Source organism: Leptolyngbya sp. BL0902 (genome assembly GCF_016403105.1).
Classification (GTDB): Bacteria; Cyanobacteriota; Cyanobacteriia; order Phormidesmidales; family Phormidesmidaceae; genus Nodosilinea.
Window position 1 is genome coordinate 2,608,851 of sequence record NZ_CP046155.1, and the last position, 23,950, is coordinate 2,632,800.

Annotated in this window: 22 protein-coding genes, 1 tRNA gene and 1 other RNA gene; 8 read left to right on the plus strand and 16 right to left on the minus strand. The window is 58.6% G+C overall.

Annotated features, from left to right (window positions below; genetic code table 11):
- Window positions 1–83 precede the first annotated feature (83 nt).
- The 3 genes from trpC to GFS31_RS11550 all read right to left on the minus strand — a co-directional run bounded on the left by trpC (window position 84) and on the right by GFS31_RS11550 (window position 2,871).
- On the minus strand, window positions 84–977 hold the full coding sequence (gene trpC / locus GFS31_RS11540) for an indole-3-glycerol phosphate synthase TrpC (protein ID WP_198804970.1): 894 nt from the start codon (window positions 975–977) through the stop codon (window positions 84–86).
- A complete protein-coding gene (gene lpdA / locus GFS31_RS11545) occupies window positions 974–2,410 on the minus strand; it encodes a dihydrolipoyl dehydrogenase (RefSeq protein WP_198804971.1) in 1,437 nt (478 codons plus the stop codon). Before lpdA ends, trpC begins: the two co-directional genes overlap by 4 nt.
- Window positions 2,411–2,628: 218 nt before the next feature.
- Window positions 2,629–2,871: a Uma2 family endonuclease gene (locus GFS31_RS11550; RefSeq protein ID WP_225907394.1), complete on the minus strand. Its 243-nt coding sequence runs from the start codon at window positions 2,869–2,871 to the stop codon at window positions 2,629–2,631.
- Window positions 2,872–2,919: 48 nt separating this feature from the next.
- On the opposite strand from GFS31_RS11550, the gene GFS31_RS11555 reads away from it, so the two are divergent.
- A protein-coding gene (locus GFS31_RS11555; RefSeq protein ID WP_410503851.1) for an IS5 family transposase occupies window positions 2,920–3,683 on the plus strand; the annotation gives its coding sequence in 2 pieces (ribosomal slippage) (window positions 2,920–3,255 and window positions 3,258–3,683; 762 coding nt in all).
- Here GFS31_RS11555 and GFS31_RS11560 read toward each other — a convergent pair.
- The 3 genes from GFS31_RS11560 to GFS31_RS11570 form a co-directional block, all read right to left on the minus strand.
- The gene (locus GFS31_RS11560; RefSeq protein WP_263974828.1) at window positions 3,650–4,027 is read right to left on the minus strand and encodes a Uma2 family endonuclease; all 378 of its coding nucleotides are present in this window, start codon (window positions 4,025–4,027) and stop codon (window positions 3,650–3,652) included. The two genes, GFS31_RS11555 and GFS31_RS11560, sit on opposite strands and share 34 nt — an antisense overlap.
- 64 nt (window positions 4,028–4,091) lie before the next feature.
- Window positions 4,092–4,871 (minus strand): TrmH family RNA methyltransferase, encoded by a 780-nt coding sequence (locus tag GFS31_RS11565; protein ID WP_198804973.1) that lies wholly within the window; start codon window positions 4,869–4,871, stop codon window positions 4,092–4,094.
- A 58-nt stretch (window positions 4,872–4,929) separates the two neighbouring features.
- Window positions 4,930–5,013 (minus strand) — tRNA-Leu (locus GFS31_RS11570).
- A 190-nt stretch (window positions 5,014–5,203) separates the two neighbouring features.
- Here GFS31_RS11570 and murA point away from each other — a divergent pair.
- The gene (murA, locus tag GFS31_RS11575; protein WP_198804974.1) at window positions 5,204–6,580 is read left to right on the plus strand and encodes a UDP-N-acetylglucosamine 1-carboxyvinyltransferase; all 1,377 of its coding nucleotides are present in this window, start codon (window positions 5,204–5,206) and stop codon (window positions 6,578–6,580) included.
- 148 nt (window positions 6,581–6,728) lie between these two features.
- On the plus strand, window positions 6,729–7,241 hold the full coding sequence (locus GFS31_RS11580; protein ID WP_198804975.1) for an adenine phosphoribosyltransferase: 513 nt from the start codon (window positions 6,729–6,731) through the stop codon (window positions 7,239–7,241).
- A gap of 66 nt (window positions 7,242–7,307) precedes the next feature.
- Here GFS31_RS11580 and GFS31_RS11585 read toward each other — a convergent pair whose 3' ends face one another.
- From GFS31_RS11585 to ffs, 3 genes are all read right to left on the minus strand, one after another.
- Window positions 7,308–7,820, minus strand: coding sequence for a hypothetical protein (locus GFS31_RS11585; protein ID WP_198804976.1), 513 nt, complete (start codon window positions 7,818–7,820; stop codon window positions 7,308–7,310).
- Between the two features lie 43 nt (window positions 7,821–7,863).
- Entirely contained in the window at window positions 7,864–8,232 is a 369-nt protein-coding gene (locus GFS31_RS11590) for a phasin family protein (RefSeq protein ID WP_198804977.1), read from the minus strand.
- Window positions 8,233–8,386: 154 nt separating this feature from the next.
- An RNA gene (gene ffs / locus GFS31_RS11595) (signal recognition particle sRNA small type) lies at window positions 8,387–8,483 on the minus strand.
- Window positions 8,484–8,694: 211 nt separating this feature from the next.
- Between ffs and GFS31_RS11600 the strand changes: the two genes are divergently transcribed.
- A complete protein-coding gene (locus GFS31_RS11600; RefSeq protein WP_198804978.1) occupies window positions 8,695–9,555 on the plus strand; it encodes a prohibitin family protein in 861 nt (286 codons plus the stop codon).
- 18 nt (window positions 9,556–9,573) lie between these two features.
- Here GFS31_RS11600 and GFS31_RS11605 read toward each other — a convergent pair whose 3' ends face one another.
- The 4 genes from GFS31_RS11605 to GFS31_RS11620 form a co-directional block, all read right to left on the minus strand.
- On the minus strand, window positions 9,574–10,335 hold the full coding sequence (locus GFS31_RS11605; RefSeq protein ID WP_198804979.1) for a helix-turn-helix domain-containing protein: 762 nt from the start codon (window positions 10,333–10,335) through the stop codon (window positions 9,574–9,576).
- A gap of 29 nt (window positions 10,336–10,364) precedes the next feature.
- The gene (locus GFS31_RS11610) at window positions 10,365–11,153 is read right to left on the minus strand and encodes a pseudouridine synthase (RefSeq protein WP_198804980.1); all 789 of its coding nucleotides are present in this window, start codon (window positions 11,151–11,153) and stop codon (window positions 10,365–10,367) included.
- A 164-nt stretch (window positions 11,154–11,317) separates the two neighbouring features.
- On the minus strand, window positions 11,318–12,634 hold the full coding sequence (locus GFS31_RS11615) for a PAS domain-containing sensor histidine kinase (protein WP_198804981.1): 1,317 nt from the start codon (window positions 12,632–12,634) through the stop codon (window positions 11,318–11,320).
- 294 nt (window positions 12,635–12,928) lie between these two features.
- A complete protein-coding gene (locus GFS31_RS11620) occupies window positions 12,929–13,858 on the minus strand; it encodes a glycosyltransferase family 9 protein (RefSeq protein WP_198804982.1) in 930 nt (309 codons plus the stop codon).
- A 149-nt stretch (window positions 13,859–14,007) separates the two neighbouring features.
- On the opposite strand from GFS31_RS11620, the gene ispD reads away from it, so the two are divergent.
- Together ispD and GFS31_RS11630 are read left to right on the plus strand one after the other, a co-directional pair.
- The gene (gene ispD / locus GFS31_RS11625) at window positions 14,008–14,715 is read left to right on the plus strand and encodes a 2-C-methyl-D-erythritol 4-phosphate cytidylyltransferase (protein WP_198804983.1); all 708 of its coding nucleotides are present in this window, start codon (window positions 14,008–14,010) and stop codon (window positions 14,713–14,715) included.
- A gap of 238 nt (window positions 14,716–14,953) precedes the next feature.
- Window positions 14,954–15,568 (plus strand): hypothetical protein, encoded by a 615-nt coding sequence (locus GFS31_RS11630; RefSeq protein ID WP_198804984.1) that lies wholly within the window; start codon window positions 14,954–14,956, stop codon window positions 15,566–15,568.
- A 48-nt stretch (window positions 15,569–15,616) separates the two neighbouring features.
- Here the strand turns inward: GFS31_RS11630 and GFS31_RS11635 are convergent, their stop codons facing one another.
- On the minus strand, window positions 15,617–18,379 hold the full coding sequence (locus GFS31_RS11635) for an AAA family ATPase (protein WP_198804985.1): 2,763 nt from the start codon (window positions 18,377–18,379) through the stop codon (window positions 15,617–15,619).
- Between the two features lie 299 nt (window positions 18,380–18,678).
- Here GFS31_RS11635 and GFS31_RS11640 point away from each other — a divergent pair, with 299 nt between their 5' ends.
- Together GFS31_RS11640 and GFS31_RS11645 are read left to right on the plus strand one after the other, a co-directional pair.
- Window positions 18,679–20,460, plus strand: a complete 1,782-nt coding sequence (locus tag GFS31_RS11640) for an ATP-binding protein (protein WP_198804986.1) — start codon at window positions 18,679–18,681, stop codon at window positions 20,458–20,460.
- Between the two features lie 2 nt (window positions 20,461–20,462).
- Entirely contained in the window at window positions 20,463–21,164 is a 702-nt protein-coding gene (locus GFS31_RS11645; protein ID WP_198804987.1) for a DUF2301 domain-containing membrane protein, read from the plus strand.
- A gap of 25 nt (window positions 21,165–21,189) precedes the next feature.
- On the opposite strand, the gene rbsK is transcribed toward GFS31_RS11645, so the two are convergent.
- On the minus strand, window positions 21,190–22,122 hold the full coding sequence (gene rbsK / locus GFS31_RS11650; protein ID WP_198804988.1) for a ribokinase: 933 nt from the start codon (window positions 22,120–22,122) through the stop codon (window positions 21,190–21,192).
- Between the two features lie 67 nt (window positions 22,123–22,189).
- Window positions 22,190–23,680, minus strand: coding sequence for a substrate-binding domain-containing protein (locus GFS31_RS11655; RefSeq protein WP_198804989.1), 1,491 nt, complete (start codon window positions 23,678–23,680; stop codon window positions 22,190–22,192).
- Window positions 23,681–23,950 lie beyond the last annotated feature (270 nt).

The following is a 23,950-nucleotide window of genomic DNA, read 5'->3' on the forward strand; positions in this document are numbered from 1 at the left end:
CCGCGTGGATAAACTGCTGACCGCTGTAGGGCGTATCGTTGATGACCGCTTTAAGGGCTATCGATGTCATCATGACCTGGCGACTAATCCCCCAGGGCCGGAAACAGTTGATGAATCGCGGCCCCTGGATCGGGCTGTCGCATCAGCGATTCTCCTACCAGTATGGCACTGGCTCCAGCGGTAGCCAAGGTTTGCACGTTTTCGGCGGTAAAAATACCGGATTCTGCCACAACTAAAGCGTTTCTGGCCTGTAGCTGATCTCGGCGGGCCGAGATCAGGGTGTCGGTAGTGGCGAGATCCGTGGTGAAGGTTTCTAGATCGCGGTTGTTGATGCCAATTAGCGTCACCGCCGGAATCGCCAGCACCCGATCCAGTTCCTCCAGGGTGTGAACCTCCACCAGGGCCGCCATGCCCAGGGCTTTGGCAATTTGCACAAAGTAGCGCAGGTCTTTATCCGACAAAATGGCCGCAATCAGCAGCACTGCATCGGCCCCTTTGCAGCGGGCCAAATACATTTGGTAGGGGTAGATGATGAACTCTTTGCAGAGCAGAGGAACATCCACCGCTTGGCGCACCTGGGCCAGGTATTCAAAATCCCCCTGGAAGAAGGCTTTGTCCGTCAGCACCGAGAGGCAAGCGGCCCCGTGGTTGGCATAGGTTTGGGCGATGGCGACGGGGTCGAAATCTTCCCGAATCACGCCCTTGCTGGGGGAGGCTTTCTTCACCTCAGCAATTAGCGTTGGGGAGGTTGGCCCCTGGCGCAGGGCGGCAATGAAATCCCTGGCGGGAGGTGCGCTCAACACATCCCGTTGCAGGTCAGTCAAAGGTAGGCGTTCCCGCATTTGGGCAACTTCCGTTTCCTTGTGCCAGACAATTTTTTCCAGGATGTTGCGCGGTTCAGAATCCGGAGCTGGAATTTGGTACTGCAAATGCTTCACCGCAACGGGGGGATTGGGGGGACGACGGCGGATGGTCATGCGGGCACCACCACCGCACGCTTGAAGGCTTCGTCCATCACCTCAGACAGGGTGGGGTGGGTGTGGACACAGAAGGACAGATCCGTCACGGTTTGGCCTTGGTGAATGGCGTTGGCGGCTTCTTGGATCAGGTCGGCAGCGTGGAGACCGATGATGTGTGCTCCCAGGATTTCCCCGGTGTCCTTGCGGTAGATCACCTTGGCCAAGCCTTCGGTTTCCCCTTCCGCTAGGGCTTTGGAGTTGCCCTTAAAGTAGCTACGGACGGTGTCGATGGCGAACCCTTCGGCCTCGGCCTTTTCCTTGGCGGCGGGTTCCGTCAGCCCCACAAAGCTGACTTCGGGGTGGGTGAAGGCGGCGGCGGGGATGCTCATGTAGTTCACCGTGCGATCCTGGCCGCAGATGTTCTCCACGGTGATCACCCCCTGGGCGGAGGCGGCGTGGGCTAGCATCATCTTGCCCGTGGCATCGCCAATGGCCCACAGGTGAGGTACAGGTTCGCCATTGCGGGTCACTTGCAGACGGTCGTTAACGGGGATAAAGCCGCGCCGATCCAGTTCCACGCCCACCCGCTCTAAGCCCATATTCTTGGCGGCGGGAATGCGTCCGGTGGCTACCAGGCAGGCGTCTACTTCTAAGACTTCCACCACTTCCTTGGTTTCGCGGTCGGCCAGTTCAATCACCACGGGGTTGCCGGGGGTGATGGTCTTGGCAATCAGTCCGGCGCGGGTGTCAATGTCGCGGGGGGCAATCAGCACCCGCTGGGCCACCTTGGCAATGTCGGGGTCGAAGGTGGGCATGAGCTGATCCAGGGCTTCGATGATGGTGACTTCGCAGCCCAGGGCGGTGTAGATGTCGGAAAATTCGAGGCCAATGTAGCCGCTGCCGATGATAGCGATCCAGTCCGGTAGCCAGTCTAGTTTCAGGGCTTCGTCGCTGGTAAAGACGGTTTTGCCGTCGGTGGTGATGCCGGGGGGCACAAAGGGCACGGAACCCGGAGCCAGAATGATGTCCTTGGCGGTGACGGTCTTTTCGCCCTCGGCGGTGTCGATGGCCACCTTTTGCTCACCGACGACTCGACCCCAGCCCTTAATAATGTCTACCCCCAGGCGGGTGAGGCTGTTGGTGAGGTCGCCCTGGATTTTGCTGACCAGATTTTTGGCGTGATCGGCGATGGCGCTACGGTCGTAGCCCACCTGACCCACTTGGATGCCCATGGATTTAAGGTGGTGCTCGTCGCGCAGTTCCCGCACCCGACCGGAAGCCGCTAGCAATGCCTTGGAGGGAATGCAGCCCCGGTTGACGCAGGTGCCGCCCATCACATCCGCTTCCACAATGGCGGTTTTGAGACCCGATTTTACGGCGTGGAGCGCCGCCCCGTGGCCCCCTACTCCGGCCCCGATAATGATTAGGTCGTAGTCAAATGCGTCGCTCACAGCAGGCTCCTAAGGCAAACCCAAAACATATAATAGCCATCGTCCCAACAGATCGGCCCACCCGTCTCAGGTGGCGATCCCCAGGCAACGAAACATCCTCCATTCTTGACCACATCGGGCCAATTAGACAACACCCTAAAAGGGCTAGATAGGGACAAGAGCAGGGTCAAGGGTGAACTCAGCCTCGCCGAGATCGGGTGGAAACCACGAATGGGGGTCTACTCCCCCAAGACAACATCCTCGTAAATCTCAGCCATGGCCAGGGTAATGTCTAGGCTGGTTAGGATGATGGGATCCTGTTTTTCGTAGGGAATAAATTGCCAGGTGTCCTGCCCACGGCGAAAGACCTCCACCGTTTTGCGCTCAGATCCGACTAGAACATACTCCTGCAAGCTCTCTAGGCGACGATATAGCGCAAATTTGCCCCCCCGGTCATAGGCTTCGGTGCTAGGGCGTGTCATCAATTGAGGTAAATTGGAAAGGCTATTGTTAACCTGATATACCCAACCATGACGACCCGCCGCCATGCCCTACGCGACGACCAATGGGAACGCATTCAGGATCTGCTGCCCGGTTCTAAAGGCTGGGTCGGCGTGACCGCCCAGGACAATCGCCGATTTGTGGAGGCGGTGCTGTATCGCTATCGGGCCGGCATCCCCTGGCGAGATTTGCCAGAGCGCTTTGGGCATTATCGCAAAGTCCATACCCGCTTCCGTCGCTGGGCGAAAACCGGAGTCTGGGAACGGCTCTTTCGCGCCTTAGCCAACGATGCCGATAACGAATACCAGATGATTGACAGCACTATCGTCCGCGCCCACCAGCACAGTGCTGGGGCAAAGGGGGGGATGCCAACGCTCAGTGCATCGGTCGCAGCAAAGGCGGATTAAGCACCAAAATCCATGCCACCTGCGATGCTTTGGGAAACCCGACGGGGCTTCATCTGACGCCCGGACAAGCCTGTGACCTCGATGGGGCAGATGTTCTGTTGGCCGATATTCCCACCGACACCGTGCTTGCCGATAAGGGCTATGACGCCGACAAACGGGTGATTGAGCCGCTCGAAGCCCAGGGCAAAACGGCGGTGATTCCGCCCAAACGCAACCGCAAGACACCCCGGGAGTATGACCGAGACTTGTACAAGGCCCGTCACCTGATTGAGAATTTCTTTGCCAAACTCAAACAATACCGAGCCATTGCCACCCGCTATGACAAGCTGGCCGAGACCTTTCTCAGCGCCATTTACATGGCGGCTTGCGTCATCTGGCTTATTTGATGACACGCCCTAGGAGACATCACCTCGACAATCAGGCAGGGGTAGCGAGAAAACCGTTGCGCCGCTCGGTCTCGCCCGTCGCAGGTCACGCTAACATCGGGGTAGATAAAGGGGCCATCGTCTGTAACGCCCACCTTGGCATCGGAGTTTCTGACCTTACAACGGCCTTGCAGACGGCTACGCAGCAGACTGGCCATGTTGAAGGCAATGTCCGCGTGGGGAATCGAGCCTCCCGTCATGGCGAACACAGCCCCATCAAAATACTCGTAGCGCAAGTCCTGCTGGGCTTCCCACTCAAAATAGGCTTGCGGGGTAAGAAAGGATGGCTGAGGGGTGGCAATCATGGCACAGCTCCAGACCCTAGTGGCTTCAGTATAGGCGCTTCAGGATGGGCCATCGACCCACGGGCTACCCTCGGCGCTGGCGTTGGGCTTCGTAGAGCAGCAGGGCGGCGGAAATGGCCACATTCAGCGACTCCACTGCCGGATGCATGGGAATCTTCACCGCCGTTGTGGCGTACTGTTGCAGGGTTGCAGACAGCCCCGCCCCTTCGTTGCCCAGCAAAATCACCGTGGGCCGGGTAAAATCCACCGACCAGTAATCCAGCGAGGCATTGGGCAACGTGGACACCAGTTGTATCCCTTGGGAACGCCAGGTTTGCAGGGTGTTTTCTAGCTGGGTATCCACCACCATCGGCAACCGAAACCACTGCCCCGCTGAAGCCCGCAGCACCTTGGGATGATCGGGCGCAACGCTGTCGGCGCTGAGCCAGAGGCCATCGACTTGGGCCGCAGTGGCGGTACGAATAATCGTGCCCAGGTTGCCCGGATCTTGCAGGGTTTCGAGGACGAGACCAACCCCGTAGATAGCGGGAATTTCGGAAGGCGGACGCTGGGGGGCCACCGCCACCACACCATCGGGATGCACCGTTGTCACCAGGGACTGAAGCACCTCTTCCGAAACGATCTCCAATCGCTGGGCAGATTGAATCAAAGCAGCGGCTAAGGCGGGATAGCGGTCTTGCCAAGCCGGAGTGTGGCAGGCCACCGAGAGGTGATAACCCACGGCCAGGGCTTCCTGTACCAGATGGGTGCCTTCCAACAAAAAACACCCCTGCTGTCGCCGAAACTTACCCTGGTGGAGCTTACGAATCTCCTTTACCAATGGGTTTTGCAGGCTGGTCAGCATGGGTGTTGAAAGGTGCCTTCAGGTTTAGAAAGGCTTGGGTTTTGACCTGGCTTTTAGATGCGGAACCCGGGACTTGAACCCGGATGTTATTGCTAACACTAGGACCTGAACCTAGCGCGTCTACCAATTCCGCCAGTTCCGCGCGGCTGCGTCGCAGTTGCGTCGCGATTACCCAATATGCACTAGGTTTGGCCCAGAGTCAACCCTTTCAAAAAAGATTTCGTTATTTGAAGAGATCGGCTATTCTGATGTGGCTTTGTGCATCGAAATTTTATTCTAGCGACCCTAGCCAAAATTAAGATTTCGGGTAGAATCTAGACGAAATTCCGGAAATGGTAGAGTTAAGCGCCGTGGAGGATACCGCTATCGTTACTTCTCTTGGATTGTCCAACCCCCTAACCACCGCAGAGGCCGATAACGCCGTGCTGGAGATTGCGGGCGGTACCCCTCTTTCAGGTCATGTCACCATCAGCGGGGCTAAAAACTCAGCCCTGGTGGTGATGGCGGGCACCCTGCTCTGTTCCCAGCCCTGCCGCCTGCGGAATATCCCGAACCTGATGGATATTGAACGCATGGGCGAGGTGCTGACGGCCCTCGGGGTCTCCATCCGCCGCAATGGCGATGCCCTCGACATTGACCCTAGCTCAATTTCCTCCACCAAAGCACCCTACGACCTGGTCAGCCGTTTGCGGGCCAGCTTTTTTGTTATTGGGCCTTTGCTGGCACGGATGGGGGTGGCGCGGGTGCCCCTGCCCGGCGGTTGTGCCATTGGGGCGCGTCCGGTAGAACTCCATGTGCGCGGGCTTCAGGCCATGGGGGCCGATGTCCACATCGACCATGGCACCGTCAATGCCTATATTCCCGGCAGCGGCAAGCGGCTGAAGGGAGCCAAGATTTACCTGGATTACCCCAGCGTGGGAGCCACGGAAACCCTGATGATGGCGGCCACCCTGGCCGAAGGGGAAACCGTAATCGAAAACGCCGCCCAAGAGCCGGAAGTGACTGACCTGGCCAACTTCTGTCGGGCCATGGGGGCCAAAATTCGCGGGGCAGGCACCAACACCATCACCATTGTGGGTGTGCCCAGTCTCCACACCACAGATTACGGCATCATCCCCGACCGCATCGAAGCCGGGACATTCCTGGTCGCCGCCGCCATCACCCGTTCAGAAATCAGCCTCTCTCCCGTTATTCCTGAGCATCTCACAGCGGTGATCGCCAAGCTCCACGAAGTGGGTGGACAGGTGATTGAAGATGGCCCTAGCCGAGTGCGCTATGTTCCAGGAGATGTCATCCACCCCGTCGATATTCAAACCGGGCCATTTCCAGGCTTTCCTACGGATATGCAGGCCCAGTTTATGGCCCTGATGGCCCTGTGTGACGGCAACAGCCTGATCACCGAAACGGTGTTTGAAAACCGCTTGCGCCACGTTGCAGAACTGAACCGTATGGGGGCCGATATTCGCCTCAACGGCAACTGCGCCATCATCAAGGGTGTCCACGGGCTATCGGGGGCTCCGGTATTGGCCACCGACCTCCGAGCATCGGCGGCACTGGTGCTGGCGGGTCTGGCGGCCAACGGCACCACGGTGATTCAGGGGCTTCAGCACCTGGATCGGGGCTATGACAACATCGAGAGCAAGCTACGCGGCCTAGGTGCCCGGATTACCCGCAAGCCGTTGGATCCATCCCTCGCGCTACCGCAGTAGAGCGTTCCGTTTCGAGCGATATCCATCCTCAACCCTCAGCCGTTGGAGATAGACACCAATGCTCCGACGGCACGACTTTTGGGCAGAGCTTCATTCAGGGTCGTGGCCGCGATGGTAGCATAGCAACGGCCCTCGCCCCAAACGACCTATGGATCTCAAAGCTCACATTCGCGACATTCCCGACTTCCCCAAGCCGGGAATTTTATTTCGCGACATTACCCCGATGCTATCGAACCCCGATGCGCTCCAGTACAGCATCGATAGCTTTGCGGAGCAGGTGGCCGACTACCAGGCCGACTACATCGTCGGTATCGAGTCACGGGGGTTTATGTTTGGGATGCCCCTGGCCTATAAGATGGGCATTGGCTTTGCCCCGGTACGTAAACCCGGAAAACTCCCTGCCGCTGTCCACTCCGCCTCCTACGATCTGGAGTACGGCAGCGACACCCTAGAACTTCACCAAGACGCCTTCCCCCAGGGCAGTCGGGTGCTCATTATTGACGACCTAATCGCCACGGGGGGCACCGCCGCTGCGACCTACGACCTCGTTGAGAAAACGGGCAGCACGGTGGTGGGCTTCGGCTTTGTGATTGAACTGCTAGGGCTCGAAGGCCGCGCCAAACTTCCCGCTGTGCCCATTACGGCGCTGATGCAGTACTAAGGCATTCGGACTAAGGCATTCGGGATGGGCGGGCCAATCGCGGGTTGAATTTAGCACAACCCTGATCTAATAAAACCCTTCCCAGTCAGGACAGTGGCGGTCTTCATCGGGGCCGAAGGGATGCATGGCGCAAACGAGGGTGTTGCCGCCGTGGGTTTCGCCAAAGAAATTGCGACAGCCCACGCAAGCCGGGTGATCCTGAAGCATAGGCTCTACCACACTGTTGATGGGAGCCGCCGCCCGGTCTAGCCAGGGGTCCAGCTCCATCAGCCGCGCCACCATGGGTTCGATCAGGGTATCTAGTTGTTCTGCCACCTCATCTACTTGATGGGAAATGGCAATTTCAAGGGGCTGGATCACCTCATTGAGGTCGTCGATCAGGCGTTCAATTTCCGGTTCTAGGGCATCTTGTACTTGATAGGCCCATTCATCGGCGGCCTGCACAAAAGGGTCTGAGGCCTGGGCAATCTGGTCGATGATGTCCTCCATCCAGCGTTCGGTATCCTGGGAGAGTTGCTGAGCAAACTCCTGCACCGCATCGCCAAAGGCATTCAAAATGTGTTTAGACCAATCATCCATTCGGGCTGTCTCGCTTGGGAATTACATGGTAGAAAATGACGTGCTAATGACTGGCTTTGCGCTTGAGGGCATCCAGTTCTTGGCGCAGGGCCGCCACCTGTTGCCGCAGGGCTTCGGCGGGATCCTCTGAAACGGCTGGGGGGCTCGGCTCGTCGTCTAGGATTTCAATGCGGCGGGGTTCGGATGGCGACTGGTTTTCGGGAATAGTGTCTTGGGCACGGCTGACCATGTCGTTCACTAGGCGCTGGGCCTCTTCGGCGGTCATTTCCCCACGGGCCACCAGTTCGTTCACCACCACCTGGGTCTGCTCTTGTAAGTCCTTGAGGGTGTGTCCGGCCTTTTCTCCAGCATAGGAGGCGACCCCCACCCCTAGGTAAAATGCTTTTTTAACGACATCTCCAAAACCAGCCATACGTTCCTCCCTTACGGATTAACCGATACTATCGGCGACATCCCTAGCTTAGGGGGCTATCGAGACAAACGCCTAGGGGGGATATCAGAACCGTTGCCCATTATTTCTAGGCTTACCAAGGGCAGATCGACCCTGTAAAGGCTCTGAAAACGCAAAAGACCCGGAGTCCACGCCTGTCACAAGCATCCCGTAATGCTGCTACCTTCCGGTCCTGACATGATTTGGGCGTTGCGACCGCATGGGTCCGAGTCCTCTTTAGGATAGCACTTTAAACGAGCTTTTCGGTAATTTGCCTGGATCAATGCAGCGATCCACGCTGGCCCCGGCCTCCTAGCGGAAGTTTTGAGGCACCCTGTGGCCCCAAATGGTGAGTCTTCCTAAAGAATTCCGGTCACTTTGGCGAATCCCCGATAGGCTAGGGAAAATTTGACTCAACCAACCCTGAAATGTGGAGGATATCCCTTGAAATCGGCTTCAGTAACCTGGCAGCCTGTGATTCTAAGCGTGCTGGCCATTATCGGTCTGGCCCTCATCACTAGCAGTTTTGTGATCATCAACCCTGGGCAGGCAGGGGTTTTAAGCATTTTGGGTAAGGCTCAGGATGGGGCCTTGCTGGAGGGATTACACTTCAAGCCACCCCTGGTATCTACGGTGGATGTCTACGACGTGACCGTACAGAAATTTGAAGTACCTGCCCAAAGCTCTACCAAGGATTTGCAGGATCTCTCAGGGCGGTTTGCCATTAACTTTCGCCTAGACCCTACGGAGGTCGTTAACATTCGCCGCACCCAGGGCACCCTAGAAAACTTGGTGTCCAAAATTGTGGCTCCCCAAACCCAGGAATCCTTCAAGATTGCGGCAGCCCGACGCACCGTAGAAGAGGCCATTACCCAACGGGCCGAACTCAAGCAAGACTTTGACGATGCCCTGACCTCGCGACTAGCTAAGTACGGCATCCTCGTCCTGGATACCAGCGTTGTAGACCTCACCTTCTCGACAGAGTTTGCCAAGGCGGTGGAGGACAAGCAAATTGCGGAACAGCGAGCCCGCCGCGCCGTTTACATTGCCCAGGAAGCCGAACAGGAGGCCCAGGCCGAAGTGAACCGAGCTAAGGGCCGCGCCGAAGCCCAGCGCCTGATTGCCGAGACCTTGAAGGCCCAGGGGGGCCAATTGGTGCTGCAAAAGGAGGCCATTGAAGCCTGGAAGGCCGGGGGCTCTCAGGTGCCCCAGGTGTTAGTCATCGGCGATGGCCAGGGGAGCGGTGTTCCCTTTATCTACAACCTAGACGGTGCTGCAACCAAACCTCTCCCCAAGGCGGGCTAAGATCCTGAGCCTTACTCCCTAGGGGGCGAGGCTCACCATATTGGCCGGGGAGTAGGTCACTTCCTTCACCATACCGGGCTGGCCCAGGGTTTCAGCCTGCTGGTTATTAAAGCTCACCACCACGGCTCCCGCATTACCAGCTCGGATGGTGAGCGCCTGATCGGCTTTCCATAGGCGACTGTCTCCGGGCTGCAAAATGCCCTCAAACTGGGTGCTGCCATCAGCGGTTACGCGCATCCAGGACTGAGCGGTTAGGGTTGTTGTAACCTCAATGGGAGCGTTGGGTGCAGCTACCTCTGGGGCGGCCTCCGGCGCAGCAGGGGCCACCGGATTTGAGAGCGCCTCTACCGGATTGAGGGGGTCGAGGGGCGGCAGCGTGGTGGTTTCTGGGGCAGTTTGCCTGAGCACGTAGGACAAGCCGCTCACCGCCGCCATCAGCACCACAAAATAAGCAGCATACAGATGAAGGGGGCGCAACTGGGCCGCAGGGGAATCTTTCCAGGAACGGGGCTGAACCCGAGGGGGCGCAAAAAACTGGCTCGCCAAATTTTCGCCATCTAGCCCAAGCACATCGCCGTAGCGGCGCAGGAGACCCCGAATGTAAACGGGCTCCGGTAAGCCGTTCAGGTCGCCCTGCTCGATGGCATTGAGCAAACTAGCCCGGATCAAAGTCTTGCTGGCCATGGTCTCTAGGGAATAGCCCTGATCCTGCCGGGCGGTCTGTAACAGTTTTCCCAATTCGATGAGTTGGGTACGGTACAGACTGTTAGAATCAACCAACTGTTTTGTCTTCATACAGGGAGCATTCACTAAAACGGCGATGTACCAGCTAAGACCTGGGGAGATGGCCGTGGGAGCGTCGGCGAAACGTCCGACTCAGCTAATAATGCCTTAATTTCGCCCGTTGATAAAGATCGGTAAGCCCCCCCTTGCAGGTTGCCTAGGCGTACCGACCCAATCGCTAGGCGGTGAAGACGCAGCACCCGATGCCCCAAAACCTCGGCGACACGGCGAATTTGGCGGTTTCGTCCCTCCCAGAGGGTGATGGCAAGATCGGTGTGGCGAGAGCCAGGGACACCGACGATTTTCACCTGGGCCGGACAGGTCAGGCGGCCATCCAGCTCAATGCCCTGCTGCCAGGTCGCCAGGGTATCTGGCGAAACCCGCCCCGCAACCCGCACGCGATAGTGCTTAGCTAGGCCGTGCTTGGGGTGGGTAAGGCGGTAGGTGAAATCGCCGTCGTTGGTCAAAATCAGGGCTCCACTGGAGTAGGTATCTAGCCGACCCACGGGATGTAAACCCAAGCACCATAGTTCTGGGGGCAGGGCATCTAGGACGGTAGGGCGGCCCTGCGGGTCAGCACAGGTGGAGACCATGCCCAGAGGTTTGTGGAGCAATAAGTAGTAGGGTTGGGGACGCTGCTGGAGCGTGAGAAGGCGCTGATCTACAGCCACTTGGTCATGGTCAGGATCGACTTTTTGGCCCAGATGAGCGGGCACACCATTGACCGTTACCCGTCCGGCAATAATCCATTCCTCTGCCTTGCGCCGAGAGGCCAGACCATGCTGGGCCAGTAACTTTTGCAGGCGTTCTGCCATGGAGTTCATCTAAGGTAGGGCCATCAGTAGGCCATTATAGCAATTGTCCCATAGGTATAAGTTCTTATCAATTTGATGGCCGTTTCAGCTCGTGGCCCAGGGCTCGCGACAGGCTGTTTCCGGCCTTGGTCGATAGGGCGTCCGAGCTGTTTTTGGTCGAGGTCTCAGGGGGTTAGCCCGTGATCTAGGGCCGTTGGGGGCAGGGTGAGACAGAGCCAAGCCCCACCCAAATCGGGATGGTTGGCAGCGGTGATGGTGCCACCATGGGCTTCCACAATTTGATGCACAATGGCAAGGCCCAACCCCGTGCCCTGGCCTTGGTCGGTGGCGGATAGGGCCGTAGTGGACAGGTCGCTGCGGCTGCGGGAGGGGTCAGCACGGTAGAAGCGATCAAAAATATGGGGCAAATCCTTGGGGCTAAAGCCGTTACCTCCGTCCACCACGTCTAGGGTTAAGGGAGTAGACGCAGCGGTGGCAGGATCAAGGTGTACGTGGATGGCGGTAGCAGCAGGGCTGTGCTTGATGGCATTATCTAGCAGGTTGAGCAGCACCCGATGAAAGAGGGTTTCGTCGAGGGGCACGAGGTAATAATCGGGGCCTTGGTAGGTGAGGCTAAGCTGTTTGACCTGGGCAAGGGGTTCTAAACTGCGCCAAGCGGACTGAATCAGCTGGGGCAGATCGACGGGCTGAAGATTCAGCCCTTGAAACTGGCGACCCTGTAGGCGGCTGAGGTTGAGCAGGTCTTCTACCAAATTGCTGAGGCGGATGGTTTCGTTAATCAGCCGATCTAGCCAAATTTTGAGAGATGGTTCCACCCTAGTTTGCAGGGTTTCGGCCACCAAGCGGATGGAGGTCAGGGGGGTCTTTAGCTCGTGGGCCACGTCAGAGGTCCAGCGATCTCGCTGCTGCACCAACAGTTCGGCCTCTTGGCGATTTTCCAAAAAAACGCCCACCTCTTGACCACTCAGAGGTAAGGCATAGCCCCGCAGAGGATAGGTGGGCTTCTCTTTGGGATGGAGTGGGTCGGGGGAGATTTGGTAGAGCATCCACTCTCGCTGGCAGGGCCGCTGCTGCTCCCGTGCCTCGTCAATCAGGGCATCAAGTTCGTAGGAACGAGCGACCTCCAGCAAAAGCCGTCGCTGCTGGAGCGGCCCCGCCAGGGGTTGACTGATGTGGAGGAGCCGAGTAGCTTCCTCATTGCACCAGATGAGCTGGTTTTCTTCATCAACCTGAAGGTAGCCCACCGGAGCCGACTGGAGTACTTTTTCGAGGGTGTCGCGGCTGGTGCCCAGTTGGTCGATTTGCTCCTGTTGTTCTGGGTGGGCGGCCACTAATTGCTCTAGCCGACCCAGGGCCACGGGCCAGGAAGGCGTTCGCAGCAGGGCCAAAATTTGCTGCTGGCGCTGTCGTTGCCGCAGGCTCAGCCCTCCCAGCACTAAACCGCCCGTTACCAGGCCCAAAAAATACCAAAAAACCGCCACAGACCAAAGGAGAATGAGGGCCAGGTCGCCCCGATCCGTCGTTGGATAACGACGCCAACAAGGACAACGCCTTCCAGCTTATCGCAAAACTAGAAATCCCCAAAAATACCTAAAGTATGGGTATCTACGATACATGGAAAGGCTGTCCATGTATCGTAGACAGCTCCCGCAGGCCACGATTAGGCGATCTGGCTGAGACCTTGGGTTGTCGTCATCGCGAAAGCTGGCGGCAGTGCTGAGCGTCTATCCGATGTTGGCAGGGCTGGCTTTGCTGGATTCTACCTGGATCAAATCCTAGCTTTTCCAGATCGTTGTGAGAACGGAGGCGGGCGTCAGATCCGCGAGTTTTCCTGTCGAGGCTGCCACATTCACCAGCCGCTCTCCAGCCCCAGCCGGAGCAGGCATCGGGGCTGCACTGAGGGCCACGGTATATACCTCCAGGGCAGCGGCGAGGGCCACCGGATAGCCCTGAACCGCCACCAGCAGGTTGGCCCCAGCAATCAACGCTGCCATTTGGCCTAGGGTTTCGGGCTCTAGCACCGTTAGGGTGGGGAGAGCCGAGCGCAGGGCCGCGATATTCGCCGCAGTGTCGGGGGTTTGGAGCGCTACTAGGGGCAAATCGGGCTGACGCTGCTGAAAATCCTTCAAAATTGCCACCCACTGGTCGGTGGGATAGGCTTCGCCCCCAGGGGCATGGCCGGGATAGACCGCCACGTAGCCACCCTGAAGCTTGGCTCCTCGGCGGAGGTCGTCTATGGCCTTGAGGTCGGCCTGGGGAACATTCAGGCTGGGGGGCGCAAGGGGAGCATCCACCTTCAGCGCCTTGAGGAGGGCAGTGTAGTTGGCGGGGTCGGTGGGCTGGGGCAATAGGGTTGTGAGGAACCAGCCATTGCTGCCGCCCTGATAGCCAATGCGGGTCGGAATTCCGCTCAGCCACAGCAGCAGCCCCAGCGACCAGGAATCGGTCAGGGTGATCACCGCTTCAAATTCTCGATCCCGCACAATGCCCAGCAGGTTGGCCCAGTCTGCTGGGCTGTTGCTAGCCTGAAAGCTGTAGGGCACCACCTCGCTGACTACCTTCGAGAGTTGGTAGATGTCCTTGGCCTCCGGGTCGGCGACCACGGCAATGTCAGCCGTATTGAAAGCCTCTTTAATTTCCCGCAGCACAGGAAAGAACTCCAGTTGGCGTTCAATCCCCCCCGGAACCAGAGCCAGTACCCGCATAATTTCCGTCCATGCCTGTTCGCAAGCTATTGTAGTGGAACCTGACCCAGATTTAAGTGTGATCTGGAGGACAAGGGGGATTAAATTTCTCCCCAGCGGCAAAATTTCCCCCCGCGTTACCCCTTCGCTGTAGATTCTACGACCACTCTATGACCGCCGTTCACCTGTTAATTCCTGCCGCTGGCCTGGGCCGCCGCATGGGGGCCGACCGCAACAAAGTTCTCCTACACCTGATCGGCCAACCGCTCATCGCCTGGACGCTCCGCGCTGCCGAAGCGGCTGAGTCGGTCGTCTGGATTGGCCTGATCTGTCAACCCACCGACCAACCCCTGCTCCAGGCGGTCATCGATGACCTGAACCTCCAAAAACCCGTGGTGTTCTTGCCGGGGGGAGACACCCGCCAAGATTCGGTCTACAACGGTCTGCACGGCCTACCCGAGGACGCCACCCAGGTCTTAATTCACGACGGTGCCCGCTGTCTCGCCACCGCCGACCTATTCAACCGCTGCGCCGCTGCCCTAGCCCACCACAAGGGGTTAATCGCCGCCATCCCAGTGAAAGACACGATCAAAGTGGTCAATGCCGACCAGCAGATCACCGCCACCCCCGACCGTCAGCACCTCTGGGCCGCCCAAACCCCCCAGGGCTTCGATGTCGCCCTGCTGAAGCAGTGCCACGAGGAAGGTCGTCGCCAGGGTTGGGCCGTTACCGATGATGCCGCCCTGTTTGAACAATGCGGATTGCCCGTACACATTGTGCCGGGGGAAGAAACCAACCTCAAGGTGACAACTCCGGTTGATTTGGCTCTCGCGGAGTTTATTTTGCAACAGCGCGAGGGGAAAAACGGAGTTTCTTAAGCCGCCAACATTTAAGACATTACGGCTCCTCCGTGGAACAGACCCTAATGAATCAGAGGCGTCTGAATCTCTATGAATAAATGTCTCAAGACCCTGATTCATGTCGCCTCTGCCTGAAATTCGCTATAAGCTCTAGAGTATTAGTCGAAAGAGCTAAGTATCATTACGTAAACTGCTAGGTATAGTTTGCTCTAAAGTCTTAGTTCTGACTACATAGAGTTTCGGAAAATACCGAATTATGAAATTTATTGTCATCACTCAGTCTGATGGGAAACGGCGTGCTACTGAACACGACTGTCCATCCCTCCATGATCTACACCAGAAACTTGCGGAATCGGGCATTGAAGACTATCAGGTTTATTGTGAGATTAGTGATCTTGTTGAGTCTTTGTCCAATCGGATGTTAGCCCTCGAACGCCGACTAGATGAACCTAGTGAAGTGCCTACTCCAATCACGGATAACCCAAATGTTATTCAAACTTCAACTAATCAAAGGCCGAATCCAAAAAGTGAGTCTAAGCTATTAGGTATTGAATTGATCGACAAGCATGTGATCCCGCAAGATCTTGATCCCGATATTTATGGCGGCAAGGTACATGTTACACTTCGCTTCCAAAATCTTACAAGTGAAAGGATTCGTGCGCTAAAGGTGAGCCTGGACTTTCTTGATCTTTTCGACGAAAAAATATTCGATGTTGACATAACCACCAATGATCCTGTTGAGCCTGGGGAATTTTATATTTGGTCTAAGAATATGACATACTTAAGCACTAACGATAAACATTCTCGATTTGTTAATCTCGACAAAGAAGATCTAACACTATTGGTGAAAAGCGAAAAAGTATTAACTTAACGCCAAGAGAGCGACATCTCTCAGTCAATATTCAGCATTGCCGTTTACCTAAACTTCTCGTTCTACAAGGATGACGTTTTCGGTAATACTTTCAAAGGTATCATCGTGGCTGATGACGAACAGTTGCTTGAAGGATTTAATCCGGCTGATGGCCTCTGCAAGGCCCTGGCGACGGGGTTTGTCCATGTTGGTGGTGGGTTCGTCAAAAAAGGCAATGTCGATGTCGGCCAAAACCTTCAGCAGGGCGAGGCGAACAGCGAGGGCGGCACACATTTGTTCGCCACCGGAGAGGTTTACAAATCGTCGCTGATGGGGGCCGTCTTGCACCAGAATGTCGTAGTCGCGAGTCCATTCTAGGGCCACATCAGGACGGTTTAGCAGTTCTCGAAACAGCCGATCTGCCTGTACCGAAATGCTGCGGACATACTGCTCGGTAATGCGGGGGCCAGCTTCGTTGTAGGCTTTGCGGGCAAAGTTAACGAAGCGCTTGATTTTTTCCTTAGCTTTGAGGTCTGCTTGGGCGGCATCTCGTTTTTCGGCCAGGGTCGCCAGGTTGGCTAGTTGTTGGTCCAAGTCCCCCAGGCGTTGACGCTGTTGGGGCAGGCTCCCCGCCAGTTGATCGGCCTCAGTTTTAAGGGCGGCGTAGCGAGTTTCCAGGGCTTCGGCCTGGGCAGGATCGTAGGTGGCGGTGGCTTCGGTGTAGCGGGTTTCTAGGTCAAGGCGCTGGGCTTCAAGCTGTTCTAAATCGGTTTCGGTGGTGCCCAGTTCTCGCTTCAGGGGGTTGCACTGGTTAGCCTGGTCGCGGTTGCGGAGGTATTGCTCGTAGGGGGCTTGGTAGGTGCTGCGCTGGGCCTGCTGGGCAGCGATGTCCGCTTCGAGGGACTGAAACTCCTCCAGTTGGGCAGTGAGGTCGGCCATTTGCTGGGTCATGTCCTGCTGCTGGGCGGCGATTTGGGCACAGGTTTGCTCCACCTTGGCCCGGTCAATGAGGGTGCGTTGCAGAATCGCCTGCCTCTGACGGGGATGGCCAAGGTCTTCTAGGGCGCTAGCGAGGTCTTGCAGGGCAGTCTCCACGGTGGCCCGGTGTTCCAACTGCTGGGAGAGGGCGGCGATCTGATCGGTCAGAGACGCCTGTTCCCGCTGCAATTGGTCGGCCTGGGTTTTGAGGGAGTCTTCCTGATCCAGTTCCGCCCGCCAGCCGTAGCGTTTTTTGAGGTCATGGGTCAGGGCTTTGAGGCTGGTCTGAAGGGTGGCTTCGTCGGTTTGGTCGGCCAAATCCCGCAGAATGCTGTCCAGGGCAGCGAGTAGTTCCCCATGGAGGTCTGAAGCATTGTGCAGAGCCTGTTGCAGCCTTTGGACGGTTTCGCCAGAAATCAGCGGTACACTGCGAACCAAGGTATCAAATTCCATCAAAATATCTTGGATATCGACGGCTTGGGCCTGCTGCTGCTGGCGGCTGTGGGTAACGAGGGCTTGAATATCGGCCTCAAACTGGCGGGCGGCGGCGAGGCGGCTAAGCTGTTGTTGCAGGCGATCCCGCTGTTCCTCCAGTCCAACAATCTCATCCACGGCGGGACGAAGCTGGGCCAAGCGGGTTTGGGCCTGGGCTACCTGGCGCTGCTGCTGTTCCAAGCGCGTTTGCTGCTGCTGAAGTCCCTGAATCTGCGCTGCCACCGCCTGAAGCTGCTCCCGCTGGGCCTGAAATTCCCGCCGCTGGGCTTCGATCTGGTCCTGCTGAGCAACTAACGGTTGCAGGGCATCCACCTCACGGGCCGTTTGCTCCAGGGCTTCGATCTGGGCTTGCCAACGGGCTAGTTCCGCCTGCTTTTGGCCGTAGGTGGTTTGCAGGGTTTGGTAGCGGCGTTGCAGGGTTTGGCGCTGGCCTTGGCGCTGGTTGAGATCCGCCAGGGCTTTTTCTGCCGCCTGATAGCCCTCGTAGGCCGGACGGTTGGCGGTACAGATTTCCACCGCCTGCTGGGCCTGGGCCACCGCCTGCCGAAGTCGCGCCAAATCCCGTTCCTTGGCCTGTCGCTGCTGGGCCAGGGTTTGGATCTGCTGGGACAAACCCTGCACCTGTTGGGCCTGGGCCTTCGCCGCCGCCCGTTCTGCCTGAAGCCCATGGAGATCCCGTTGTAGCCCGGTGAGCCGTTGCTCGGCAGATTGAATCTCCTGGGTCAAGGCCTGCTGGCGCTGGGTCAACTCCTCCCACTGGGTGAGGGATTCTTCATACTGGGCAATCTGGCGCTTTACCTGATCTACCTGGTCTTCGGCGTAGCGACGCAGGGTGTTCATCTGCTTAAAGGCTTGCTTATAGTCGTCTACCTTGAGGATGGCGTCAAAGACTGCCTTGCGCTGCTCGGCGGTTTGCAAAAAGTCGGCGGTGAAGGTGCCCTGGGGAACACCCACGGTGCGGGCAAAGAGCTGGGGCAGGTTGGTGGTCGGGCTCACCCCCAAATGCTGCCGCAGCCAGGGCAATACTTCATCCTTGAGCCGCGTATAGGGCAGGCGTTCGTTGCGCTGGGGGTCGAACAGGAGGTAGCCCTTTTGGGTGCAGCGCTGCACGGTGTAGGTGCGGCTGTCAAAATTGGAGACAAACGCCACTGTCACCTGGGCGCTGCTGCTGCCGTTGCGGATCAGATCTTCCTTGGCATAGTCGCCCTGGTGGTTGAACAAAACCCAGGCGATGGCCTCCAAAATGCTGGTCTTTCCAGCCCCGTTTTCGCCGCAAATGGCGTTCGTTCCTGGCTGAAACTCAAAGAAACGGTCTTGGTGAGCTTTGAAATTTTGAAGGGTGACGGACAAAATCTGCATGGCGCTATCCAGGGCTAAGCCGCATTCCCTAGGATAGGGGCATGGGGGCGGGATTGGGGCCAGAGCAGCGCCCTTGACGGAGGAAATCACTTAGAATAGCGGTATAGAATCTCTGTATCGGTAGCCGCCAGGTTAACGGTGGCCCCAGGTGCCACCGTCAGCCAAGCTTTTTAGACCTTTCCTTTTACTTAGACCTTCCCTTTTAACACCGTCTCCTCAATCCTCGACCCCAGCGTCCAGGTTATTTGCGATCACCATCTGCTGCCCAGATCGCCCTGTTATCGGCCCCGCATCGCTCTATGACAACCCCCAACCCCCTTTCCTCTCCACCGCTGTCGGCGACGGATGCGGGTGCCCCTAAGGCTTTGGCTCCGGATCGCTGCCGTGACTGCCAGGGTCGGCTGTTGCAGAATGGCTTTGACCAGCTCTTCAATGCCGTGGCGGCTCCGGTGGCCATCAAAGATCACCGCCACCGATGGCGCTTCCTAAACCAAGCCTATGGGGAACTGCTAGGCCACACCCCGGAGGATTTGGTGGGGCAGTCGGAGTCGGATATTTTGCCGACGGCGGTGGCAGAGGTTTTTGCAATCACCGAACAGCAGGCCCTCACGACCGGGCAGAAGCAATCGGCCCAGGTGATCATGCCTAGCCAAGGATCAACCCCGCGCACCGTGATTATTGAGGTGTCTCCGGTGGTATCTTCGGGGAGTGATCCCCTGCTGATGGTGACGCTGCAAGACATTAGCGCCCAGCAGCAGGTGCAGCAGCTCAACAGCGATTTAGAGCAGCAGGTGGCCCAGCGCACCGCCCAACTGCAAACCGCCCTAGACTTTGAAGCCACCCTCAAGCGGATTACCGACCGGGTGCGCGACAGCCTCGATGTCAACCAAATTATGCTGACGGCGGTGGAGGAACTGACCGAAGCCCTGGGGGCCAAGGGGTCGAATACCGCCCTGTACGATCTGGAGCAGGGCACCTCTACGATCTACTACGAATACAACAGCTACAACAGCTCTATCCCCGCCTACCAGGGGCGCGTAGCCCAGATGGAAGCCTTCCCAGAGGTCTACGACCAACTACTGGGCGGCCAGTACTTCCAGTTTTGCTCCATGGAACCCAACCCCGACCGGGGCTACGTGGCGATGCTGGCCTGCCCCATCTTGGATGACCGGGGGGTCTTGGGCGATCTCTGGCTGATCAATGGCCGCGACTACGGTTTTCGGGACATTGAAATTCGCCTGGTGCAGCAGGTGGCTAACCAGTGCGCCATCGCCATTCGCCAAGCGCGGCTGTACGAAGCGGCCCAATCCCAGGTGGCCGAACTAGAGCGGCTGAATACCCTCAAGGACGACTTTCTTAGCACCGTCTCCCACGAATTGCGGACGCCTGTCACCAGTATGCGGGTGGCGCTGCAACTGCTGGGGGCGAGTTTGGCCCAGGAATGCAACCTAGCCGAGGAACTGCACAAACCCAAGGCCGAACAAATTCGCATCGCCCGCTACTACCACATTCTGCAAGAGGAGTGTGAGCGAGAGATCAGCCTGATCAATGACCTGCTCGACCTCCAGCGCCTCGACGTGGGCAACCATCCCATCCAAACCGAGCCGATTGTGCTGAAAACTTGGCTGCCCAGCCTCACGGATAGCTTCATTACCCGCGCCAAAAGCCGGGATCAGCAGCTTACCCTCAACACCGCCCCCAACCTGCCTGTCTTACACACCGACCTCGCCAGCCTAGAGCGCATCCTGGCCGAACTGCTGAACAACGCCTGTAAATACACCCCTCCGGGCGAGCGAATTGGCCTGCGTGTGGAGCCCGTGCCCGATAGCCACCAAAGTCAAGTTCAGTTTGTGCTGACCAATACGGGCGTCGCCATTCCCGAATCGGAACTGGCCCGTATTTTCGATAAGTTCTACCGCGTCCCCAGCGCCGACCCCTGGAAGCAGGGGGGCACCGGGCTGGGGTTGGCCCTAGTGCGGAAGCTGTGCCGTTATCTCGGCGGTGAGGTGGCCGTCTCCAGTGAGGCCCAAAGCACCTGCTTCACCGTCACCCTGCCCACCCAATTTGCCCTCAGCCGCTAGCCATGTCTCTCCCCTCCAACCCTCCCCCCACCGACCGGAGCCCAGATGCCGTCGTCTACCAGGGCCAGTTTGGCCCCTACACCATCACCGACCAAGACCGATTGGGGGTGCAGATCTATCGTGGCGGCCTAGGGATAGCCGCACTGGCCCTAGGTGCGGGGGTGCTGCTGGGGCTTGGATTTCCCCAACATCCGGCCCTGGTTCAGGCGATTAGCCTGTGCTACACCGGGCTGTGGCTAGGGCTGGGCCTCAGTTTGACCACCATCCACATTTATCTGGTGCCCCTCCACCGCCTGCTTCAGGTTTTTTGGCTGGTGGGCGGTGTGGCCACCCTCGCCATTGCCCACGGCATTGATGGCCCCCTGGCGGAAACCGTAGTCGCCTACCCCCAAACCCTCTGGGGCATTGGCTTTACCTTTGCGGCGCTGACCGGAATTTATATTAAGGAAGCCTTTTGCTTCAATCGCCTAGAAACTAAGCTGCTGACGCCCCTGGTGCCCTTGCTACTGTTGGGGCACCTCTTCGGCCTGCTGTCCACTCCGGCAGAACAGGCGCTGCTGCTCCTCTGGGCACTGCTGTTTGGGGTGTTTGTCCTGCGTAAGTTGGCCCAGCCCCTTGTCCCCGACATCGGCGACAAATCCGTCTTTGCCTACCTCAAAACGGGAACAACGCCGGGGTCGCCCACCTCAACGGCGGATGGCTGACCACGGGATCTACCCCAGAACACCATTAGAGGGGGTGAGGTTGGGGCACCTGGGCTAGGAGGGCCTCGGCCTGGGCACGGGTAGGCATGGAGGCTTGGGCTCCTCGCTGGGTAACGGCATAGGCCGCGACGGCGGTGGCCCACTGCACCGCTTGCTCTGGAGATTGGCCCCCCACCCAGGCTGTGGCTAGACCACCATTAAACGCATCACCAGCGGCCACGGTATCCACCACGGGGACGGTGATGGCAGGCTGGTGAAAGCCACCGTTGGGCGTAGCCACCACGGATCCCCCCTGGCCCAGCTTCACCACCACCTGGCGGGGGCCTTGTTGGCGCAGGGCTTGGGCCGCTACCCAGGCCGAAGCCACATCGGTGACGGCAAAACCGACCAGTTGACTAGCCTCCGTTTGGTTAGGGGTAAGCCAGTCCACCGCCTCCAGGAGGGGTGCGGGGAGGGGGCCAAGGGCCGGAGCCGGATCAAGGATGACGGTGGCTCCCTGGGCCTGGGCGAACTGCGCCACCGCCTCAACAGCAACCCAGGGCACCTCCAGTTGCAGCAGCACCCCATCCCCTGCCCGCAGCCGCACCGCCAGACTTTGCACCTCCCGCTGGCCGACCTTGCCATTGGCACCGGGCACCACCACAATCTGGTTTTGGCCAGCGTCATCCACCACAATGAGGGCGACGCCTGTGGGGGTTTGGGCATCTAAACTAATGGCTTCAGCAGCCACCCCCGCTGCATTTAGGCTCTGGATCAAACTGCGGCCAAAGCTGTCGTTGCCCACCCGGCCAATCAGGGCCGCAGCCATCCCCAACCGCGCCACCGCTACCGCTTGATTGGCCCCCTTTCCCCCCGGCACCGTGGTGAAGGTCGTACCCAAAAGCGTCTCGCCCGGAGTGGGTAGATGGGGCACTTGGCTGACCAAATCCATATTGAGACTGCCGAAGCTGTAGATCATAGCGACCTCCCACCGTATCCATCCTTGTTCTGGCACCGGGGGGAGGGCACTCCCCTACGGCCCTAGTTTATGTCCCTGGCTGAGGCGGTACAGCCAACCCTAGCGCCTGGGGTGGGCGTTCCACCTCCGAGGGCGATGCCGCACAGGCCGGAACGCGCACAGGGTCAGATTTGACCAAGGGCAACCAGTGGTCTTCCTGGCTGACATAGCCCAGTTCCACCTGGTAGTCGTGGTTGTCGGTGGGGATGGGCAGATGCAAATCCTGCTGATCCTCACCGACGGGGAAGGAGTCGATGCGGGCAGGGGGATGGCGTTCCACATCGCGGTCGGTTACATCTAACAGTCGAAGTCTTAGAGTCCGTCCGCCCCGCTCCCGCTGTTGAGCCCGGAGTTCATCCGGCACTTCCCAGTAGGCGTAGGCACGGCGGCAGTGGCGAGGGGTGAGAATAATTCGCCCCCTGATCTCCGTTGGCTTGCCCGCCGCCGTGAGCACCGCTTGCCGACCCTGGTGCTTGAGCAACCACCACAGCAGCCCGCCGAGGAGAGGAATGGCCAGTAACCATCCCCAGGCTTGCCCGTCGCGCCCCCAAGGACGGACGGAGGTGTCGTTATCCGCCGCCTGGGCTGGGTCAGCGAGGGCGAGATCACCGCTGGGCGGGGGAACGGAGGCCGGGATTAGGTTATCGGGGGCCGTTACAATGCCCAGAAAAGCCAGGGCAACCGGGCTGGGGTTACGGCCATCATAGACATAGGTGCGAGGTTGGGAGTAGGGATAGCGGCCATCGGTGGGCAGCACATCATCCACCGTCAGCAGCCGTACATCCTCCCGGCCCTGCACCTGGGATACTACGGCATAGCCTATACCGTCATTCCCCAGGGCAGCAATCACCGCCTCGGTGCTGTCCTCAGCCACCGTGACCACCGTGGGGCCAGGGTTGAGCCCCCGGTCGGCCAAGGCAGGGTAGTCACCTAGGGCCAGGCGGGTGTCGCTGGCAGCAGGCCGATCCACAAACCGCAGGGGGAGGTCAGGGCCACCCAACGCCGCCCAATTATCAATCTCGCCATAGAACATCTGGGCCAGTTGGTCGAGGGTGATGCCGCCATTCAGGGGGTTTTCTGGCCCCACCATGAGGGCGATTTTCTCCCGGCGAATGGGTACCTCCACCAAGCCCTGGGCCTGTTCTGCTGGGGTGAGCCGACGGCCCATAGCCACCACATCCACCTCCCCCCGCCGCAGGCGATCTAGGGCCACATCGGTGCCGCTGGTGGCGATCTGCACCATCAGGCCGGGGTACCGTTCTAGGAGCCGCCGCTGGAACACCTCATTGCTCACGGCCATGCTAGAGGAGCCGTCTAGGGTGAGTCGAGCATCGGCGGGAATTTGGGCAGGGATAGGAAAAACCGGAGACTCTAGCGTACCGGACAGGGATTCTAGCGTACCGGAGGCCTCGGCTAGGGCTACGGCCCCACCCACCACAGGCGCTAGATCCCGGCTAAGGACCGTCGTGCCAAGGGCAAGGGTCGTGAGGGCAGCTAGGGTAGATCGCAAAGGAGCCATGGATCGCAACGGGTAGCCATCAAAACGGTGAACATAAGTGCCTAGGCCACGTTAAAGGCCAGACTCAGAGCCCCCTAGGAGACTGCGGATACCTGGTTTAGGACAGGCCAGCGGCGGGAGGCGCTTGAAGAGGGTGGGGTTGTAAGGGGGATTGTTTGCCGCAGGTTTTCTCCACAGTACCGGAAAGCCCCTCCCTGCCCGTACAGTCGCCCCTAGGCAGCAGAATTTCTTAACCTTTTTGGCCCCACAGAGCCCCTCAACAGAGCCCTT

What these genes read in the sequence shown, in the direction of transcription:
- trpC (WP_198804970.1), bottom strand. Translation starts at nt 977, where the DNA reads ATGACCATCCGCCGTCGTCCCCCCAATCCCCCCGTTGCGGTGAAGCAT.
- GFS31_RS11550 (WP_225907394.1), bottom strand. Translation starts at nt 2,871, where the DNA reads ATGACACGCCCTAGCACCGAAGCCTATGACCGGGGGGGCAAATTTGCG.
- GFS31_RS11560 (WP_263974828.1), bottom strand. Translation starts at nt 4,027, where the DNA reads ATGATTGCCACCCCTCAGCCATCCTTTCTTACCCCGCAAGCCTATTTT.
- GFS31_RS11565 (WP_198804973.1), bottom strand. Translation starts at nt 4,871, where the DNA reads ATGCTGACCAGCCTGCAAAACCCATTGGTAAAGGAGATTCGTAAGCTC.
- murA (WP_198804974.1), top strand. Translation starts at nt 5,204, where the DNA reads ATGGTAGAGTTAAGCGCCGTGGAGGATACCGCTATCGTTACTTCTCTT.
- GFS31_RS11580 (WP_198804975.1), top strand. Translation starts at nt 6,729, where the DNA reads ATGGATCTCAAAGCTCACATTCGCGACATTCCCGACTTCCCCAAGCCG.
- GFS31_RS11585 (WP_198804976.1), bottom strand. Translation starts at nt 7,820, where the DNA reads ATGGATGATTGGTCTAAACACATTTTGAATGCCTTTGGCGATGCGGTG.
- GFS31_RS11590 (WP_198804977.1), bottom strand. Translation starts at nt 8,232, where the DNA reads ATGGCTGGTTTTGGAGATGTCGTTAAAAAAGCATTTTACCTAGGGGTG.
- GFS31_RS11610 (WP_198804980.1), bottom strand. Translation starts at nt 11,153, where the DNA reads ATGGCAGAACGCCTGCAAAAGTTACTGGCCCAGCATGGTCTGGCCTCT.
- GFS31_RS11620 (WP_198804982.1), bottom strand. Translation starts at nt 13,858, where the DNA reads ATGCGGGTACTGGCTCTGGTTCCGGGGGGGATTGAACGCCAACTGGAG.
- ispD (WP_198804983.1), top strand. Translation starts at nt 14,008, where the DNA reads ATGACCGCCGTTCACCTGTTAATTCCTGCCGCTGGCCTGGGCCGCCGC.
- GFS31_RS11630 (WP_198804984.1), top strand. Translation starts at nt 14,954, where the DNA reads ATGAAATTTATTGTCATCACTCAGTCTGATGGGAAACGGCGTGCTACT.
- GFS31_RS11635 (WP_198804985.1), bottom strand. Translation starts at nt 18,379, where the DNA reads ATGCAGATTTTGTCCGTCACCCTTCAAAATTTCAAAGCTCACCAAGAC.
- GFS31_RS11640 (WP_198804986.1), top strand. Translation starts at nt 18,679, where the DNA reads ATGACAACCCCCAACCCCCTTTCCTCTCCACCGCTGTCGGCGACGGAT.
- GFS31_RS11645 (WP_198804987.1), top strand. Translation starts at nt 20,463, where the DNA reads ATGTCTCTCCCCTCCAACCCTCCCCCCACCGACCGGAGCCCAGATGCC.
- rbsK (WP_198804988.1), bottom strand. Translation starts at nt 22,122, where the DNA reads ATGATCTACAGCTTCGGCAGTCTCAATATGGATTTGGTCAGCCAAGTG.
- GFS31_RS11655 (WP_198804989.1), bottom strand. Translation starts at nt 23,680, where the DNA reads ATGGCTCCTTTGCGATCTACCCTAGCTGCCCTCACGACCCTTGCCCTT.